14 protein-coding genes are annotated in these 18,550 nt (G+C 68.7%); 5 read left to right on the plus strand and 9 right to left on the minus strand.

Annotated elements, in window-relative coordinates; genetic code table 11:
• Positions 1 to 1,298, minus strand: a 1,298-nt coding sequence (gene dnaK / locus HYU53_12955; GenBank protein ID MBI2222101.1) for a molecular chaperone DnaK, incomplete at its 3' end; no start/stop codon positions are given.
• A gap of 233 nt (positions 1,299 to 1,531) precedes the next feature.
• Between dnaK and HYU53_12960 the strand changes: the two genes are divergently transcribed.
• Positions 1,532 to 3,475 carry a FecR domain-containing protein gene (locus HYU53_12960; GenBank protein ID MBI2222102.1) on the plus strand — a complete coding sequence of 648 codons (1,944 nt, stop codon included), beginning with the start codon at positions 1,532 to 1,534 and terminating at the stop codon, positions 3,473 to 3,475.
• 60 nt (positions 3,476 to 3,535) lie between these two features.
• Here the strand turns inward: HYU53_12960 and HYU53_12965 are convergent, their stop codons facing one another.
• Positions 3,536 to 4,102 (minus strand): hypothetical protein, encoded by a 567-nt coding sequence (locus HYU53_12965; GenBank protein MBI2222103.1) that lies wholly within the window; start codon positions 4,100 to 4,102, stop codon positions 3,536 to 3,538.
• A gap of 28 nt (positions 4,103 to 4,130) precedes the next feature.
• On the opposite strand from HYU53_12965, the gene HYU53_12970 reads away from it, so the two are divergent.
• Positions 4,131 to 5,165 carry a lyase gene (locus HYU53_12970; protein MBI2222104.1) on the plus strand — a complete coding sequence of 345 codons (1,035 nt, stop codon included), beginning with the start codon at positions 4,131 to 4,133 and terminating at the stop codon, positions 5,163 to 5,165.
• A gap of 32 nt (positions 5,166 to 5,197) precedes the next feature.
• On the opposite strand, the gene HYU53_12975 is transcribed toward HYU53_12970, so the two are convergent.
• The 7 genes from HYU53_12975 to HYU53_13005 form a co-directional block, all read right to left on the minus strand.
• Entirely contained in the window at positions 5,198 to 7,459 is a 2,262-nt protein-coding gene (locus HYU53_12975; GenBank protein MBI2222105.1) for a PBP1A family penicillin-binding protein, read from the minus strand.
• A 64-nt stretch (positions 7,460 to 7,523) separates the two neighbouring features.
• Positions 7,524 to 8,661, minus strand: a protein-coding gene (gene prfB / locus HYU53_12980; GenBank protein ID MBI2222106.1) for a peptide chain release factor 2 whose coding sequence is annotated in 2 segments (ribosomal slippage) — positions 7,524 to 8,579 and positions 8,581 to 8,661 — 1,137 coding nt in all. Because the reading frame shifts where the segments join, the coding sequence is not laid out codon by codon here.
• Positions 8,662 to 8,793: 132 nt separating this feature from the next.
• The gene (gene lnt, locus HYU53_12985; GenBank protein MBI2222107.1) at positions 8,794 to 10,245 is read right to left on the minus strand and encodes an apolipoprotein N-acyltransferase; all 1,452 of its coding nucleotides are present in this window, start codon (positions 10,243 to 10,245) and stop codon (positions 8,794 to 8,796) included.
• Positions 10,246 to 10,331: 86 nt separating this feature from the next.
• Positions 10,332 to 10,955, minus strand: a complete 624-nt coding sequence (locus tag HYU53_12990) for an SPOR domain-containing protein (protein ID MBI2222108.1) — start codon at positions 10,953 to 10,955, stop codon at positions 10,332 to 10,334.
• 3 nt (positions 10,956 to 10,958) lie between these two features.
• A complete protein-coding gene (locus HYU53_12995) occupies positions 10,959 to 11,723 on the minus strand; it encodes a slipin family protein (GenBank protein MBI2222109.1) in 765 nt (254 codons plus the stop codon).
• Positions 11,720 to 12,958 (minus strand): nodulation protein NfeD, encoded by a 1,239-nt coding sequence (locus tag HYU53_13000; GenBank protein MBI2222110.1) that lies wholly within the window; start codon positions 12,956 to 12,958, stop codon positions 11,720 to 11,722. Before HYU53_13000 ends, HYU53_12995 begins: the two co-directional genes overlap by 4 nt.
• 47 nt (positions 12,959 to 13,005) lie before the next feature.
• Positions 13,006 to 15,222 (minus strand): tetratricopeptide repeat protein, encoded by a 2,217-nt coding sequence (locus HYU53_13005; protein MBI2222111.1) that lies wholly within the window; start codon positions 15,220 to 15,222, stop codon positions 13,006 to 13,008.
• An 85-nt stretch (positions 15,223 to 15,307) separates the two neighbouring features.
• Here HYU53_13005 and HYU53_13010 point away from each other — a divergent pair, with 85 nt between their 5' ends.
• From HYU53_13010 to HYU53_13020, 3 genes are read left to right on the plus strand one after another with little or no spacing between them, the layout of a single operon-like run.
• The gene (locus HYU53_13010) at positions 15,308 to 15,949 is read left to right on the plus strand and encodes a molybdenum cofactor guanylyltransferase (protein MBI2222112.1); all 642 of its coding nucleotides are present in this window, start codon (positions 15,308 to 15,310) and stop codon (positions 15,947 to 15,949) included.
• Complete coding sequence (argS, locus tag HYU53_13015) at positions 15,946 to 18,036, plus strand: arginine--tRNA ligase (protein MBI2222113.1); 2,091 nt, start codon at positions 15,946 to 15,948, stop codon at positions 18,034 to 18,036. Before HYU53_13010 ends, argS begins: the two co-directional genes overlap by 4 nt.
• Positions 17,960 to 18,541, plus strand: a complete 582-nt coding sequence (locus tag HYU53_13020) for a gamma-glutamyl-gamma-aminobutyrate hydrolase family protein (GenBank protein MBI2222114.1) — start codon at positions 17,960 to 17,962, stop codon at positions 18,539 to 18,541. Before argS ends, HYU53_13020 begins: the two co-directional genes overlap by 77 nt.
• Positions 18,542 to 18,550 lie beyond the last annotated feature (9 nt).

Below are 18,550 nucleotides of genomic sequence, written 5' to 3' on the forward strand. Positions count from 1 at the left end.
ACGTGGATCGGCACGAAGCTCTGGTTGTCCACGCTGGTGGTGAAGATCTCGCTCTTCTCCGTCGGGACGGTCGTGTTGCGGGGGATGAGCCGGGTGAACACGCCGCCCCCCGTCTCTACGCCGATCGCGAGCGGGGTCACGTCGAGCAGCAGCACCTCGTCGATGGCGCCGCCGAGCGCGGCGCCTTGGATCGCAGCGCCGACCGCGACCACCTCGTCCGGGTTCACGCCCTTGTGCGGCTCCTTCTTGAACAGATCGCGGACGATCTGCTGCACGCGCGGGATCCGCGTGGAGCCGCCGACGAGCACCACCTCGTCGATCTTGCCGGCGTCGACGCCCGCGTCCCCGAGCGCCTGCCGGGTCGGTCCGACGGTCTTCTGCAGCAGATCCTCGACGAGCGACTCGAACTTCGCGCGCGTCAGCTTCATCTGCAGGTGCTTCGGCCCGCTCTGGTCCGCCGTGATGAACGGAAGGTTGATCTCCGACTCCAGCACCGACGACAGCTCCATCTTCGCCTTCTCGGCCGCCTCCTTCAGGCGCTGGAGCGCCATCCGATCCTTGCCGAGGTCGATGCCGTCGCTCTTCTTGAACTCCGCGATGATCCACTCGATCACGCGCTGGTCCAGGTTGTCGCCACCAAGGTGCGTGTCGCCGTTGGTCGCCTTCACCTCGACGACCCCTTCGCCGACTTCGAGGATGGAGATGTCGAACGTGCCGCCGCCGAAATCGTAGACGGCGATCGTCTCGTCCTTCTTCTTGTCGAGGCCGTAGGCCAGGGCGGCCGCGGTCGGCTCGTTGACGATGCGCGAGACGTCGAGGCCGGCGATCTTGCCGGCGTCCTTGGTCGCCTGGCGCTGCGCGTCGTTGAAGTACGCAGGCACCGTGATCACCGCCTTGGTGACCGTCTGGCCCAGGTAGTCTTCCGCGGCCTGCTTCAGCTTCTGCAGGATCATCGCGGAGATTTCGGGGGGCGAATATTCCTTCCCACCGGCGTTCACGCGCACGTCGCCGTTGCTCGCGCGAACGACCTGGTAGGGCACCATCTTCATCTCTTCGTTCACTTCATCGAAGCGCCGCCCCATGAAGCGCTTGATCGAGAAGACGGTGTTCTCCGGGTTGGTGACCGCCTGCCGCTTGGCGACCTGTCCCACGAGCCGCTCACCCGACTTGGTGAAAGCGACGACCGACGGGGTGATCCGGCTGCCTTCGGCATTGGTAATGACGACCGGCTCGCCGCCTTCCATGACGGCCACAACCGAGTTGGTGGTGCCCAGGTCGATACCAATGATCTTGCTCATGTGTTCCAGTCCCTTCTCGATAACGTTAACAATAAAGATAGTATAAAATGTGAGTAATCTATTGTCAATGCCTGTCGGCCAGGAAGTGTGACAGTCACACTTAATTGAGCGGAAGTGTGACTGTCCCACTTACGAAGAAGTGTGACAGTCACACTTCTTGTTTTATAGTTGTACCCGCCAGCCCGCCTGCAGGGTCATCACCCTGTCGTCCCGTCTCGGGTCAGAGGTCACCGATGGTCACTCGTTCACCAGTCGCCCTGCGGCTCCTGCTCGTGGTGTGCGCACTCGCCGCGGCGATGCCCGGCCTCGCGCAGACCGCCCCCGAGCCAGATACGCCGGAACCGGCGCATGTCGCCTACGTGGACGGCACCGCGACGATCACGCACGATGGGCGCGCCGACCAGGCCGACATCAACGTCCCGCTCCTCTCCGGCGACCGGTTGCGCACGCAGGACGGGCGCGTGGAAGTGTTGTTCGTTGACGCCAGCGTGCTCGATGTCGACCACTACACGTCGCTCGACTTTCTCTCCGACGAGCTGCTGCGGCTGCTCGAGGGACGCCTCCGGCTGACGATCGCGGGGCGCGACCGCGTCGCGTATCGCATCGACACGCCGGCAGGCGCCGTCCGCATCGACACGCCGGGCGAGTACCGCATCGCGCTCCTCGGCGAGAGCAGCGGGCGTCCGGACGTCGAGCTGATCACGATCCGGGGTTACGCGACGCTCGTGAACGATCTCGGTGAAACCGGCGTCGGCGCGGGGGCGCGCGCCTTCGCCACGGCGTCACTGGCGCCGTCCTACGCGCAGGCGTACAACTCGGCCGCGTGGGACGCCTTCGACCGCTGGGCGCAGGATCGCCGCGACGAGCGGACCGGCACGACCTCGGCGCGCTATCTGCCGGATGATGTGCGGGTGTATGCCGCCTCGTTCGATCGGTACGGCGACTGGCGTTACGAGGACACGTACGGCTACGTCTGGTACCCACGCGTGCACGTGCAGTGGCGCCCCTACTCCTACGGCCGCTGGAGCTATTACGGCCCGTGGGGCTGGACGTGGATTGCCGGCGACCCGTGGTGGGGGTGGCCCACGCATCACTACGGCCGCTGGGGTTTTCGCGCGGGCGCGTGGTTCTGGATTCCCGCGCGGCACTGGGGGCCAGCCTACGTGTACTGGGCCTCGGCGCCGGGTTACGTCGGCTGGTGCCCGCTCGGGTGGAACGGCCGGCCGATCTTCAACATCATCAACGTGAAGGTCGGCTTCGGCGGGCGCGGGTACTACGACCCGTACCGCGCGTGGACGGTCGTGCCGCGACACGCCTTCGCCTCCCGCGGCCATGTCGGCCAATACGCGGTGCCGCGCCACTCCATCGAGCGTGCCGTGCCGCGATGGTCGGTCGAGAGCGCAGCGGCGCCCGTGCGCCCGGACACGGTGAGTGCCCGCGCCAACGCCGCTCCGATCTACGCCGCGGGACGGACGCGCGTGGTCACACGCGGGGCGGAGCTTTCGAGCCCGCGGCCGGTTGACTCGCACGGGGCGGGCCCTTCAGGTCCGTCACGCGAGGCTGGAAGGCGCCGTGACGGAATGGGAACGCCGCGCGCCACTCCCCCGGCCGCATCCGGCGTGCTCGGCGCGCCGGCCACCGCCGCGCCGGTAAATCGCGCACGCTCCCGATACCCGTCGGCCGATCTCGGACCGGGGGGGCGTGAGGGCAGAGGCCAGGTACCAGAGGCCAGAGGTCAGGTGCCGGAGGCCGCGGGTGCGGATTGGGATGGGCCTGCGCGGAGCCGTTCAGTTTACGGCCCGCGCGGCCTGCCCGATGGTGGGCCAGGCTACGCGCCGCGCGGCGTCCCTCGTTCGGCGCCGCGGAGCTACGAGCCACAGCGGAGCTACGAGCCGCCGTCGAGCTACGAGCCGGCGCGGCCGCGCGAGCGGGCGTACGACCGGCCGGCGCGGCGCAACCCGGAGTACTCGCGACCGGCGCCGCCGCCCGCGGCTCCGCCGAGCGCCGATCGCCCGACCCGCTCCGTCCCCACGTACTCCCGCCCGTCGCACGCGCGTCCGTCGTACGGTCCGCCGCCGTCGGCTCCGCGCGGCGGCGAAAGCGACCGTCCGTCGCGCGCCGTCCCGCGCGGGGGCGATGGCCCGTCGCGCCCTGTTCCGCGTGGAACGAGACGTTGAGTCCCCGGAGGACGCCGAGTCACAAACCACGGGGGGCGCAGGGGACGAACTTCTCGGCGGTCAGCGCTTCGGTTTCACAGTCGCTGCTGCGGTGTAGATGAAATCATCCATCGGCGACTCGTCGTTATTCGACGCGTTCGCTGCGACGTCGAACCGCACGGGGACGCCGGTCTTCGGCGCCGTCCAGCGGAATCGCCATGAGATCGTTCCCGGGGTCTTCGTGCGCGTCCCCGCGGGGGAGTGCTGGATGTAGGTCGTCTTCCGGTCCTCGCTCGTGACGACCTGCAGATCCGTCCCCTGCACGACGAGCCCTCCGGCGTCGCGCCCGCGCGACGCGCCGGAAGCGGCGCGGGCGGAAAGCTGGAACCCGCCCTTCTCGAGCCCATTCTTTGCGAGGGACACCGAAACCGTGTAGCTCTGTCCCGGCTCATACACTGCGGGCAGGCCTGAGAGCGTGACCTTCCCGCCCGGGGCGTTGAGGTCATTGCCGAAATGGCACTGCTGGCAGGTGGGCTCGTCGAACCCTCCGGTGAACCCGGGGAACGGGCCTTCGGCAAACGAGTGAAGGGTGACCGGCGTAATAGCGATCAGTGCCAGCAGGCAGCCAAGCAGCAGCACGCGAAGCATCGTGGAACTATAGCAGGAGGGGGGACACATGAGCGGTCGAACGGTCTGGTTGGTGCCGGCGTTGCTCGCCGCATCGGCGGTCGCCAGCCTGGGTCAGTCAACGGGGAGCCGGCTCCACGTCACGATCGACGAGTGGCCGGTGCCGCAGCCGAAGTCACGCCCGCATGATCCGGCGGTGGCGCCCGACGGCGCCGCTTGGTACACGGGCCAGATGAACAACACGCTCGGACGGCTGGACCCGTCCACGGGCAACATCCAGGAATTCCCGCTGCCCACGCCGAAATCGGGCCCGCACGGGTTGGTGGCCGACACGGAGGGGAATATCTGGTACACGGGAAACTTCGCCGCGCACATCGGCAAGCTCGACCCGAAGACCGGCAGGGTCACGGAGTACAAAATGCCGGACCCGCGCGCGAGAGATCCGCACACGCCGATCTTCGACCAGAAGGGCACGCTGTGGTTCACCGTGCAGGGGGGCAATTTCGTCGGCAAGCTCGATCCGAAGACGGGAGCGATCACGTTGACGGAAGCGCCGACGCCCAACTCGCGCCCGTACGGGATCGTCGTGACCTCAAAGGGCGTGCCCGTTTTCGATCTGTTCAACACGAACAAAATCGGCACGATCGATCCGAAGACGATGGCGATCACGGAATACGCGTTGCCCGAGGGGGCGCGTCCGCGCCGCATCGCGGTGACTGCCGACGACACGATCTACTACACGGACTACGCGCGCGGGTATCTCGGCCGGGTGACGCTCACCCCGTGGAACGTGGAGGAGTTCAAGTCGCCCGGCGGCGAGCGGTCGCGGCCGTATGCCATTACGGCGACCTCGGACGGCGCGATCTGGTACAGCGAGTCGGGCGTCGAGCCGAACACCATCGTCCGCTTCGATCCGAAGACCGCCACGTTCCAGACCTGGCCGATTCCCTCGGGCGGTGGCGTCGTCCGCCACATGGTGACGGCGCCGAACGGCGACCTGTGGATCGCGTGCAGCGGGGTGGACAGGATCGGGAGGGTGAGGATCAGGCACAAGGCAATAGGCACGAGGCACGAGGGTTCCTGAAGCCTTCCTTGTGCCTTGTGCCTCGTGCCTGACTACTGCCTGACGGCCGCCCCCGGCTGCGTCCCCGCGATGAACGCTTCCTGGATGGTTCCCGGGGTGCCGGGCTCGACGGCGTCGCCGGTGGAGCGATCGATCGCCACGAAGACGATATTGCCCGGCGGCTCGAAGGAGGCGGGGGGCGTGCGGCCGTCCACGTAGCGCTTCATGAGATCGATCCAGATCGGCAGTGCCGCCTCGCTGCCGGTAAACCCGGGTCCGATCGTCTTCTTCTGGTCGTGCCCGATCCAGATGCCGACGGTGACCTCGGGATCGAAGCCGATGAACCACGCGTCGCTGTAGTCGTCGGTCGTCCCCGTCTTGCCCGCAAGGGGCCACGCGATCTCCGCGGCCTTGGCCGCCGTGCCCCTCACCACGACGCCGCGCAGCAGGTTGGTCATGACATACGCGGTGTCTGCACGGATGGCGTCGTGCGGCTCGGGACGGTGCTCTTCGAGCACGTTGCCTTCGCGGTCCGTCACCTTGGCGATCGTGTACGGCGACATGCGGACGCCCTGGTTCGGATAGACCGAGTAGGCGCTCGTCATCTCCAGCAGCGTCGCTTCCGCCGCGCCGAGCGCCACGGCGAGGTACGGGGGGATCGGCGAGGTGAGCCCGAGGCGCCGCGCGTAGGCGATCACCTGCGGCGGGCCAAGCTCCTCCATCATCTTCACGGCCGGCACGTTTCGCGACTGCTCGAGCGCGCGCCGGAGCGTGATCGGCCCCCAGAATTCATGGTCGTAGTTCTGCGGTGAGTACGGGGGCTGGTTCGGGCCGGTCGGGAAGGCGACCGGCGCGTCGATGATCGTCGAGACCGGCGTGTATCCCCGATCGATCGCCGCGGTGTACACAAAGGGCTTGAACGCCGATCCGACCTGCCGGGCGGCCTGCGTCGCGCGGTTGAACTTGCTTCGGTCGAAACTGTAGCCCCCCACCATCGCGAGGATGCGGCCGGTGCGGTTCTCGATCGCCAGCAGCGCTCCCTCGAGCGCCGGCGGCTGTTCGAGCGAGCCTGTGAGGGAGCCGTCGGGTGCGACCTGCTGCACGCGCAGCTCGACGAGATCACCGGCCCTGCCGATCTGCGCCGGCTTCCGTCGCGTCCACGCGTAGCCGGACGGCTCGATCACCGCCGCGCGCGCGCCCACGCGCAGGCGCAGGCGCGGCCCGTCAACCCCGATGAGCAGGGCTGGCACGACGTCGCCGGCCGCGACCGGCTTGTCCCATCGCGGGTGCCGGAACGCGCTGGCGGCGTGCCCCTCGGCCACCACGTTGCGCGACGGCCGGCGCCATCCGCGGCGCTTGTCCAGCCGCCGCAGCCCCTCGGTGATCGACAGGTTCGCCGATCGCTGCAGGTCGCTGTCGAGCGTCGTCTGAACGGTGAGGCCTCCCTCGTAGAGCGGCTTCACGCCGTAGCGCGCCTCCAGTTGCTTGCGCACTTCCTCGACGAAGTACGGCGCCATCGACTGGTCCTGGGCCGGATCGCCGCGCAGCGTAATCGGCTTCGCCTTCGCGGCGGCGGCCTGCTCGGGCGTGATGTAGTGCAGGTCCGCCATCCGCTGCAGCACATACCCGCGGCGCCGCTTCGCGGCGTCCATGTTCACGTACGGGCTCTGGCGCGAGGCCGCCTGGATGATGCCGGCAATCAGCGCCGCTTCTTCGAGGCCCAGGTCCTTCGCGGATTTCGCGAAGTAGAGCCGCGACGCGGCCTGCACCCCGTAGGCGCCGTGCCCGAGGTGAATCTGGTTGCAGTAGAAGGTGAAGATCTCCTGCTTCGTGTACCGCTTCTCGAGCTGGATGGCGACGATCGCTTCCTTGATCTTCCGCTCCCACGTCTTCTCGAAGCCGATCGTGGCGGGGAAGAGGTTGCGTGCGAGCTGCTGCGTGATGGTGCTCGCACCGGCGGCCTTCCGCCGTTCGATGATGTCCTTGACGAGCGTCAAGGCGATGCGCGGAATGCTCAGCCCGAAGTGCTGAAAGAATTCGTCGTCCTCGGCGGCCAGGATGGCGTGGCGCAGCGTGGGCGAAATCTGCTCGTAGGTGATGACCTCGCGCCGCTGGATGGCGAAATCGCCGATGGTCCGGCCGCGCGCGTCGTACACGCGCGTGATCGTGCTGGGGGTGTAGTCGTCCAGCGCCTCGATCGCCGGAAGGTCGCCGGAATAGGCGAAGAGAACGCCGGTGACCGTGCCCAGCCCCGCCGCGACGAAGAACAGCGCAACGATCCCGGCGCGGCGGGCGAATTTAAGGACGACGGTCAACGGAGGCTCCAGTCGTCAATGATCGATGATCTGCCTGCACAAAGGGACACGGGCCCGTGGTTTGTTACTCAGTGTCCTCCGCCGTTGCCGACAGCGCGCCGGCGGCCTTCTTCATCAAGTACGCCTTGATGAACATGTCGATGTCGCCGTCGAGCACGCGATCGACGTCACCCACTTCCTCTTTCGTGCGGTGGTCCTTGATCATCCGGTAGGGGTGCAGGACGTAGCTGCGGATCTGGCTCCCGAAGGCGATGTCCTTCTTCTCGCCGCCAAGCTGCTCCAGCCTCGCCTGCTGCTCCTTCGTCTTCAGATCGTAGAGGCGCGCCTTGAGGACGCGCATCGCCGAGTCGCGGTTGCGGTGCTGCGACCGCTCGTTCTGGCAGGACACGACGAGCCCGGTGGGCAGGTGCGTCAGCCGCACGGCCGAATCGGTGACGTTGACGTGCTGGCCGCCACGGCCGCCGGACCGGAACGTGTCGATGCGCAGGTCCTTTTCCTCGATCTCGATGTCCACGTCGTCGGGCAGCTCGGGCCAGACGTAGACGGACGCGAACGACGTGTGGCGGCGGCCCGCCTGGTCGAAGGGGGACATCCGCACGAGGCGGTGGACGCCCGCCTCGGCGAGCAGCAGGCCGTACGCGAAGTCGCCGGTCACGGTGAACGTCGTGCTCTTGATGCCGGCTTCATCGCCCGGCTGCAGGTCCATGACTTCGCGCTTGAAGCCGCGGCGCTCGGTCCAGCGCAGGTACATGCGCAGCAGCATCTCGGCCCAGTCCTGCGACTCGGTGCCGCCGGCGCCCGGGTGGATGGTCACGATCGCGTTCTTGCGGTCGTGCTCGCCGCCGAGCATCTTCTTGATCTCGCCGGCGTCGACGTCCGCCTGGAACAGGTCGAGCGCCGTCTTCAGGTCCTCCTCGACCGGCTCTCCGGCCTGTGCCCATTCGATCAGCACACCCGCATCGTCCGCGTGCCGGCCGAGCGCGTCGCCGAGCTCGCGGTCTTCCTCGACGCGCCTGCGTCGCTGTAGGACCTTTTGTGCGTTGGCCTGGTCGTTCCAGAAATCAGGCGCCGCGGCCTGCGCCTCTATCTTCGCAAGCTCGGCATCGAGGCGTGCAACGTCAAAGATAACTCCGAAGATCGCCGGCCCGCTTTGCGAGCTCCTGGTAGCGTTTGACGAGTTCGTCGATCTGCTGAACGGCCATGGGACCATTGTAACTTGTTGGTTCGGCACGGGGGGTTCAGCGCCGAACCTGCCGTGCCGAACCCCCCGTGCAGAACCCGCCGCGCAGAACCTATCGTGCAGAACCTATCCTGCAGAGCCTATCGTGGAGAACCTACCGAAAGACCCTCCTGGAAGAACCAACCGTCAGAACCAGAAGAGTGACGGCAAGTCCTGCGTACGCCACCGAGTCGCCGATGACGCCGTAGACGGTCCGTCCGGTGAGAAAGCGCACCTCGCGAACCCGCACGGCGGGCTCGAACAGCTTCGTGTCGGCGATCACGCGGCCGTAGGGATCGACGAACCCGCTGATCCCGGTGTTCGCCGCGCGCGCGAGGTAGCGCCCCTGCTCGATCGCGCGCATCGCTGCCTGGTCGAAGTGCTGGTAGGCGGCGGATGATTCGCCGAACCAGGCATCGTTGGTGATCGTTGTCAGCAACTCGCTGCCGCGATCGACCATGCCCGCGATGAGTCGCGGGTACACGACCTCGTAGCAGATCGCCGTGCTCGCCGCATGGCCGCCGATCGGCAGCGTCGTGGGCGCGTCCCCGGGCGAGAAGTCGGACACGGCCTCCACCAGCGGCGCGACGAAAAACAGCAGGTCCTTGAGCGGCACGTATTCGCCGAACGGGACCAGGTGCATCTTGCGGTACACGGCGCCGGTCAATCCATCCGGCAGCACGAGGAAGGCCGCGTTGTAGTAGCGCTCGCGCGGCGACCTGCCCGGGACGGACTGGACCTGCTCGATCTGATCGCTGCCAACCAGGAACGCCGCCCGCCCCTCGCGCGCCAGACGCCGGATCGGCTCCACGCCGGCGCGATCGACCTCGAAATAAAACGGCAGCGACGACTCGGGCCAGAGCACGAATCGCGCCCCCTCCCCGAGCGCGGCACGGCTCAGATCGATGTAGCGACGCATGATCGCGTCGCGCAGCGACGGCGACCACTTCTCGTCCTGCGAGATGCTGCCCTGCACGACCCCGACGCGAATCGGCGTGCCCTCGCGGGTCAGCGCCGCGCGCGAGACTCGCGCCGCTCCCCACGCCGCCGTCGCTGCGATCAGCGCCGCGGCGGCGATGGCGGGCACGAACCTCCGGCGGCGGGCCACGAAGGCATAGGCGAGCGCGGCGCTCGTCAAGGCGATCAGCATCGAGAGCCCGTAGACGCCGGCGAGGCTCGCGGTCTGCGCAATCGGCGTCACCCGCACCTGGCTGTAGCCCAGCAGCGCCCACGGAAAGCCGCTCCACACGTACGTGCGCCCGAGCTCCCCCGCGACCCACGCGGCCGGGGCGAGCAGCAGGCCGCTCGCGCCGAACGTGGCGCACGCGGCCGCGACCGCCCACGCCGCAATCCCGACGAACAGGGCGAGGTAGGCGATCAGGAGGATCGCGACGCCGATCGCCACCGGGGTGCTGAGGCCGCCGTAGACGGTCATCACCTGGACGAGCCAGTAGAGGGTACCGGCGAAGTACACGAGCCCCGCGATCCATCCCAGGAGGAACGCGCGCCGCCGCGCGCGCGCGCGGCCGCAGTCCCACGCCGCGATGAGCAGCGGCACGAGCGCCACCCAGGCGAACGCTGGATGACCGAATTTCGGGAAACTGAGCGCGAGCAGGACACCGCTGACGCACGCGAGCGCGACGTGCAGGCGCGTCAGCGGGTGATGAACGGCTTGAATTGCTCTTCTCGCTCGAGGCGGCGGGAGACCTGTTCCGCCTCGCGGCGATCCTGGAACGGGCCCACGCGCACACGGTAGCCGGCGGCCGGCGCACCGGCGCGCGGCTCGACGATGAACGCCTGGTAGCCCTTGCTGGTGAGGCGCCGGATCATGGCGACGGCGGCTGCGCGATCGCGGAGCGCGGCAATCTGGACCGCCCAGGCCGGGGCCTGCGGCTCGGCGGGCGGCTGGTCGGAGGTCGACTCGACGGGCGTCGGCGGCTCCGCCGTGGAATCCTCCGGCGCGCCCGGCTTCAACTGCTCTTTCGGATCCTCCCCCTGCAGGCGCCGCGCGTAGCTGAGATCTTCGGCCGTCGCCGCCGAGGGCTCTCCGGTCTGCGCGGGCGCGGCCGGTGGCGGCGTGACGGCATCATCCGGCGGCGTCTCACGCGTCATGGCGGCCGCCTCCGTCGCCGCGCGATCGGTCCTGACGCCGCGTCCCACCAGGACGCCGCACAGGAAGATCACCACGGCGACGACGGTGGTCGCCATGAAGAGGAACACCAGCTGTTTTCCGGTCAGCTGGATTTCGTGGAACCCGTCTTCCGCGGGATGTGACACACGTTATCTCGGCTGCGATCCGCGGCCGCTCATCAACGCGCTGAGCAACTCGATCGGCAGCGGAAAGACGATAGTGGAGTTTTTCTCGGAAGCAATTTCCGTGAGCGTCTGCAGGTAGCGCAGGGTCAGCGAGACCGGCTCGGCGGCAATGACGGCGCCCGCCTGCGCAAGCTTCTCGGACGCCTGCAGCTCGCCCTCGGCATGGATGATTTTAGCACGCTTCTCGCGCTCCGCTTCGGCCTGCCGCGCCATCGCGCGCTGCATGTCGGCGGGCAGGTCGACGTGCTTCACCTCGACGGCGCTCACCTTGATGCCCCATGGGTCGGTGTGCAGGTCGAGGATCTTCTGGAGCTGCTTATTGAGCTGCTCGCGCTGCGAGAGCAGGTCGTCGAGCTCGACTTCTCCGAGAACGCTGCGGAGCGTCGTCTGCGCCAGCTGCGAGGTGGCGTAGTGATAGCTCTCCACCTCGACGATCGCGCGGTTCGGATCCATGACCCGGAAGTACACGACCGCGTTGACCTTGACCGAGACGTTGTCGCGGGTGATGACGTCCTGCGGCGGCACGTCCAGCACGATGGTCCGCAGGCTCACCCGCACGATGCGGTCGATCGGAGCGAACACGAGGATGATGCCCGGTCCCTTGGGCTGGGGCAGCAGCTTGCCGAGGCGGAAGATGACCCCACGCTCGTACTCGTTGAGGATCTTGATCGACGAGATCAGGTAGAGCACGACGATGAACCCGACAATCGCGGGTGCAGAGATGGTCATGGTTGCTCCTTGGCGATGATGCCGTAGGCCGAGACAACGAGGGTGAGCCCGTTCAGCGCGACCACACGTACGGTGCCGCCCGGGGGAATCGGGACGTCCGACCGCGCATTCCAGATTTCCCCGTGCACGAGGACCTGCCCGCCGTCGAGCGTGATCGCCGAAAGCGCCCGCCCAAGCTCGCCGACCATGCCTGACTCGCCCGTGACGGCGCGCCCGCGCTGCGCGGCGACGGCGAGCCGTACGAGGAACAGGATGATCGCCGAGATCCCCAGCGCGATCGGCAGGACGAATGACAGCGGCAACCGCAGGTCCGGCGCGCTCGCATCGACGAGCATCAGCGAGCCGACGACCAGGCCGACGAGGCCGCCGGCGCCGAGCACGCCGTAGCTGGTGAACTTCACCTCGAGCATGATCAGCGCGAGGCCGAACACGATCAGCAGCAGCCCCGCGTAGTTGATCGGCAGGATCGAGAACGCGAAGAACGCCAGCAGCAGGCAGATGCCACCGACCACGCCCGGCAGGATGGCGCCGGGGCTCCACAGCTCGATCGTCAGCCCCAGCGTGCCGAGCGTGAAGAGGATGTACGCCACCTGCGGGTGCGCGATCGCGCTCAGGATGCGCTGCCGCCAGTTCATCTCGATCGGGACGACCCGGGCGCCGCGGGTGTGGAGCACTTCCCTGCGGCCGTCGAAGCGCGCGATCTGCCTGCCGTCGATCTTTCTCAGCAGGTCCGGCACGTCGGCCGCGATCACTTCGACGAGCGGCGGCGAGGCCTGCGCCGCCTCCTGCTCCGTGTACGAGCGGCTTTCGGTCACCGCCTGCTCGACGAGCGCGACGTTGCGCCCGCGGTGCGACGCCAGCGCGCGGGCGCTCGCCGCCACGTCCGACGCCATCTTCTTCGACATCGTCTCGTCGATCTTCTCGCCCGAGCCGCTGACGGGGTGCGCGGCGCCGATGTGCGTGCCTGGCGCCATCGCGGCCAGATCGGACGCCATCGTGATGAGGAACCCGGCCGAGGCGGCGCGCGCACCCGAGGGCGCGATGAACACCACGACGGGGGTGCGCGAGGCGACGATGGCGGTGGTGATCTCGCGGGTCGAGTCCACGAGGCCGCCCGGGGTCCGGAGCGTGAAGATGAGCAGCGCGGCGCGCTCGGCTTCGGCGCGCCGAATGGCGCTCACCATGAAGTCCGCGCTGACGGGATGAATGACGGAATCGACCGTCGCCGACAGCACCAGCGGCGGGTCCTGGCGTGCCTGCGCACCGAGGAGGGCCCCGGCGGCTACTGCAAGCGCGCCAGCAGCTGCCGCGCCTCGGCGGAATCGGGCGCGAGCGCGAGCGCACGCTCCGCCTGTTCCCGCGCGGCGGTTCGATCGCCGGACCGGAGGTAGGCCCCCCCCAACGCGACGCGCGCCGAAGCCGTGTCCTGGCTCCATATGGATATTTTTAGCGCGCCGATCGCGTCCGCGACGCGTCCCGAGCGAAGGTAGACGCGACCGAGAAGCAGGTGCGCTTCTGCATTGTACGGCGAAAGATAGATGGCGCGCCGGAGTTCGGCAATGGCCTCACGGTCGCGCTGCTGATCGACGAGCCGCCGCCCCCGATCGAGGTGGAACGTCGCCAGCTCCCGCTGCTCGCGCTGCGCGGGCATCGCGATGGCGGTTTCCACGCTCGAATGGGGATCCAGGCGCCGCCGAAGCCGCTCGAGGCCGGCAGGGACCTTCACCTTGTCGTCCCCCGCCTCCTTCACCAGTTCGGCGTGCGCGGCGGACAGCTGCGCGGCCAGGTCGAGCTCGCGCCGGGCTTCGACCGTGTTCGAGGTGCCCTGGAGGAGGGCGCCGAGGACGAAGTGCGCTTCCGCGTCGGCGGGGTTCCGGCGGACCGTCTCGCGCAACCAGTAAATGGCCGCCTGCGGGTCGTTGTCGAGCGCGTAGGCGTAGCCCAGGTTGAAGTAGGCGTCTGGATCGTTGGGCTCGAGCGCGGCCGCGCGATCGAAATAGTACGCCGGTTTACCGGTCTGGGGCGTCCACCCGCGGCGGATCTGGGTCACCCCCAGCGCCGTGCGGAGCGCGGCCGTCGGCGCCTCCACGTCGAGCGCCTTCAGTGCGTCGAACGCTTCGTCGTGACGCGTGAGGTCGAGGAGCGACAGGGCGACGGCAAACCTGGCGCGCCGGGAAAAAGACGACGACTCCGGGATGCCGCGCGCGGCGGCGAGCGCCTGCGCGTACTCGCCGCGCTCGCTCCGCACCTCCCACAGGGCGAGGTTCGCGCGGTCATAGCGGGAGTACTGCCGCAGCGCCGCCTCGAGGTATTTCACGCGCGCTTCCGAGTTCTCCGCGAGCAGGCCCTTCACGTAGCTTTCAAACGCTTCGAGCGGGACGCGGTCGGGCTCGGCGGAGGCGGCGGACGGGGCGCCGCGGCCGAGCAGCCGGGCAGCGACGCGCTGGAACAACTCGAAGAGCTGCGAGAGCGGCGCGCGCTCGGTGATCTCCGGATCCAGGCGCCCGGTGTCGAGGCGCACGCCGCGCACCCGGACCACCAGCTCGTCTCCGGCCATGTCCGAATCGGCGGCTGATTCGCGCCGCGTGCGCTGGAGGCTGCCGACCACGACCCGCGCCGCGCCGACGAGCTGCCCGACCTTGATGACGGTCGCGCGACTGAGCACGGACGCGGCGGGCAGGTGCAGGTCGTCGAACGCACGGATCCGCTCGGTGCGGGTGATGGCGCTGGCCCCCTGGTCGATCGCGGCGTCGGTGAGCAGGATGGCTGCCCCTTCGGTCAGCCAGAAGAGCGGGGGATCGCGCTCGACGTTTTCGAAGGGCACCACGAGGAGCCGCTCTCCCGCGGGGCGCTCCTGCGCCGCGGCACCGGCGGCGAGCAGGGGCAGCAGGAGCAGCGCGGTGAGCACGCCGGCGGCGCCGACGGGAGCGGCGGCGCCGAGCCGGATCACGATGGCGCAGCTGCGCCCCCCTGCAGCGCGGCACGTGTCGATCTCGCCTTCGGCGGGCACGTTGTAGCGCTGCAGCAGGCGTTCGGCCAGCGCCAGGTAGAAACCGCACAGCATGCGCTCGCCTGGCTCCCGCACCTCGCAGAAGAGCGAGCCGCGCAGTTCCACCCGCGCGGTGCCGCGGCGAATCTTCGTGATCGCGCGGCTGTCGGCGTACGTCTCGCGCGTGATCCGGCGGGCGAGCGACAGCGCCAGCCGCGCGCGCGCCGCGCGCGGCAGCGCGAGCGCCATGGCGCGGCGGACGCGTCCCGTGCTGAGCAGCGCCCACTCCGCTGCGTGCTCGCCCGCGCGCCGCACGACCTCGGCGTACATCTCCCCTTCGCCCCGGAGGAAGCTGAGCACGGCGGAGATCGCAGCCAGCCCGATGGTGCCGCGACGCAGCCCGCGCGCGTTCAGCCAGTTCTCGTAGAACTCGAGGCGATCCGGCAGCACGTCGGCGATCGCCTGGTGGAGGCTCGCGACGAGCAGGCGGCCGATCCGGGCCTCACTCATCCAGGCCTCGCGCAGACTGCGCCGCCGCGAAGCGGCTGATGCGCCGCGACAGGCCGCGCCGCGAGGCCTGAACAATGCTATTGTCGTGGGATTGCAGCACCTGTCGGCAGCCATCCTTGCGGGCGGTCGCGCCGCGCGGCTCGGCGGCCGCGCCAAGGCGCTGCTGCCGCTTGGCGGCACGCGCATCGTCGATCGCCAGATAGCCGCCCTGCGCGAGGCGCTGGCACCCGGTGAGCCGTTCATCGTCAGCAATGATGCTGGCACGTATGAGCCGCTCGGCCTCCGTGTCGTGCCCGACCGCATCGACGGCGCGGGCGCCCTGGGGGGCCTGGTGACCGCGATGGCCGAATCGGCGGCGGAGGCCACGATCGTCCTCGCGTGCGACCTGCCGTTTGTCACGGCCGCCTTTGTCCGATGGCTGGCGGCCGAATGCCGCGGCTATGACGTCGCGCTGCCGAAGACCGCCGATGGGTATCATCCGTTGTGCGCCTGCTGGTCCCATCGCGCGCTGGCGGAGCTGGAGCGGCGGGCGTCGTCGGGCCACCGGCGGATCATCGATGCGCTGTCCGCGCTGCGGGTTCGTGAGATCGGTCCCGGCGAGGTGGCGCGCTTCGATCGACCGGCTGGAACGCTCTTGTTCAACGTGAACACGCCGCATGACTACGAGCGCGCACTGCAGTTGATCGAATCGTATCACGACCGCCATCACGCTCCCGACGCTTCATGATTCTGCCCATTCATCACACGCTTCGCGCAGCCCTGATCGACACCGTTCGCCGCCTGTACCAGCTCGACGAGGCGGCAATGCCCGCGACCATCCCGATCGAGACGCCGCCGAACCGCGCAATGGGCGACCTCGCGGTACCCCTGGCGTTCGAGCTCGCCAGGCGCCTTCGCAAGGCGCCGCGCGCCATCGCGCAGGAAATCGCCTCGGCGCTGCCCGTCCCGCCGGGCGTCACGCAGGTCACCGCGGCGCCGAGCGGCTATATCAATTTCTTTCTCGACCGGCGCGCGTTCCTCGTCGATCAGCTGACGCGAACCGGCTGGCCGGCGGCCGAAGCCGCCAATCGCGGCAAGGCCATCGTCGAGCACACGGCCATCAATCCGAACAAGGCGGCGCACGTCGGCCACCTGCGGAACTCGACGCTCGGCGACAGCCTGGTGCGCCTCCTCCGGTTCCGGCAGATCCCGGTCGAAGTGCAGAACTACATCGACGATACCGGCGTGCAGGTCGCCGACGTGGTCGTCGGGTTCCGGGAGCTCGAGCGCAAGGGGCTGGACGAGGTTCGAGCCCTCGCCGGCGCCGGCCGGTTCGACTATTACTGCTGGGACCTGTACGCACGCGTGACGGAGTGGTACGAGCAGGACAGGGAACGGCTGAAGGTACGCGCGCGCACGCTGCACGACATCGAGCACGGCGGGAACGCGAACGCGGAGATGGGGGCGTTCATCGCCGACCGGATCGTTCGCGCGCATCTGCAGACGCTCGCGCGCATGAACGTCGAGTACGACCTGCTCACGTGGGAAGGGGACATCCTCCGGCTCAAGTTCTGGGCGACGGCCTTCGAAGTGCTCAAGCAGAAAGGCGCCGTCTACCTGCAGACGGAGGGCAAACTCCAGGGCTGCTGGGTCATGCGCATCGAAGACGATCAGAGCGCGGACCTCGAGGGGGACGAAGACGCGGATCACAAGGAAAAAGTGATCGTCCGCTCCGACGGCACCGTCACGTACGTCGGCAAGGACATCGCCTACCAGTTCTGGAAGCTCGGCGTCCTCGGCAAGGACTTCTATTACCGCGTGTACCAGGAGCGTGGCGCCGGCCGTCCGCCGCTCTGGGCGACGACGTCCACCGCCGGCCAGGATGATCCGCGCCGGCCGCACTTCGGGGGGGCGTCGATGACGTTCAACGTGATCGACACCCGGCAGTCGTACCTTCAGAAACTGCTGAAGCAGGCGCTGGCCACGATGGGCTACGCGCGAGAGGCGGAAAACTCGACGCACTTCTCCTACGAGATGGTCGGGCTGTCGCACGCGACAGCGCGGGAGCTTGGGTACGAGCCGGACGACACGAGCAAGCCGTACGTGGACGTCTCGGGGCGAAAGGGGCTCGGCGTCAAGGCGGACGACCTGCTGGACCGCCTCTTTGAGAAGGCGCTCGGCGAGGTCGAGAAGCGCAACCCCGAGCAGCCCGACGCCGAGCGCAGGCAGACGGCGCGCACGATTGCCACGGCGGCAGTGCGATATTTCCTGCTCAAGTACTCGCTGTCGAAGATGATCGTCTTCGACATCGCCGAGGCCCTGAGCTTCGAGGGGGAAACCGGTCCGTACCTCCAGTACGCCGTCGTCCGGGCGAAGAACATCTTTGGGAAGCTGCAGGACCGCGAAGGGATCACCGAAGCGGACATGATCGCGTCGCTCGAGCAATCGGATGGCGCGCCGCTCGCAGCCGGCGAGGAAGGCCACGATCTCTGGGGGCTGGCGCTCGAGGCCGCGCGCCTCGACGAAGTGGTCGAGCAGGCGGTGCGCACGCTGGAGCCCGCCACCCTCGCCAAGTACAGTGAAACGCCAGCTCACGACGGCGCTGGACCTCATGGGATGCGAAGTGCCCGCGAGGATGTAAGGAGTGCCTCACAAGCCGCGGATCGGAATTTCGAAGTGCTCGAGGATGGCGGACTACGAGGCGTCAGTCCGGGCAGCGGGCGGCGAGCCGGTGGTGCTCGACTGGAGCACGATGCCCGTGGCCGACGCACTGGCGGCGGTCGATGGCATCCTGCTGACCGGCGGGCCCGACGTGGATCCGGCGCGCTACGATGAGACGGCCCACCCGCGCGTGTCCTTCGCCGATCCCGCCCGCGACGACTTCGAGCTGGAGCTTTCGGCCCGCGCGCTCGAGCAGGACGTGCCGCTGCTCGCAATCTGCCGCGGGATGCAGGTGCTCAACGTCGCGGCCGGCGGCACGCTCGTGCAGGACATCCCGAGCGAGGTGCCAGGCGCCGGAAATCATGCGGTCGCCGAGCCAAGGAACGCGACCGCACATCCGATCGCGATCGCGCCCGGCTCGCGCCTCGCCTCGATCCTCGGACGCACGATCGCGCAGGTCAACAGCCGCCACCACCAGGCGGTCAGCCGCACGGCCCCCGGCCTCATCGCCACCGCGACCGCGCCGGACGGGATCGTCGAGGCGGTCGAAAAACCGGACGCGCCATTCTGCGTCGGCGTCGAATGGCACCCGGAGAATTTCGTCGAAGGCGGCGAGTTCGCCGGCCTCTTTCGCGGGCTGGTGATCGCGGCTCAAGAGAGAAACCGCACGCAAGGTTAGCGGCTCGCC

This window comes from Acidobacteriota bacterium (genome assembly GCA_016184105.1).
Classification (GTDB): Bacteria; Acidobacteriota; Vicinamibacteria; order Vicinamibacterales; family 2-12-FULL-66-21; genus JACPDI01.

What these genes read in the sequence shown, in the direction of transcription:
- HYU53_12965 (MBI2222103.1), bottom strand. Translation starts at nt 4,102, where the DNA reads ATGCTTCGCGTGCTGCTGCTTGGCTGCCTGCTGGCACTGATCGCTATT.
- HYU53_12960 (MBI2222102.1), top strand. Translation starts at nt 1,532, where the DNA reads ATGGTCACTCGTTCACCAGTCGCCCTGCGGCTCCTGCTCGTGGTGTGC.
- HYU53_12970 (MBI2222104.1), top strand. Translation starts at nt 4,131, where the DNA reads ATGAGCGGTCGAACGGTCTGGTTGGTGCCGGCGTTGCTCGCCGCATCG.
- argS (MBI2222113.1), top strand. Translation starts at nt 15,946, where the DNA reads ATGATTCTGCCCATTCATCACACGCTTCGCGCAGCCCTGATCGACACC.
- HYU53_12995 (MBI2222109.1), bottom strand. Translation starts at nt 11,723, where the DNA reads ATGACCATCTCTGCACCCGCGATTGTCGGGTTCATCGTCGTGCTCTAC.
- HYU53_13005 (MBI2222111.1), bottom strand. Translation starts at nt 15,222, where the DNA reads ATGAGTGAGGCCCGGATCGGCCGCCTGCTCGTCGCGAGCCTCCACCAG.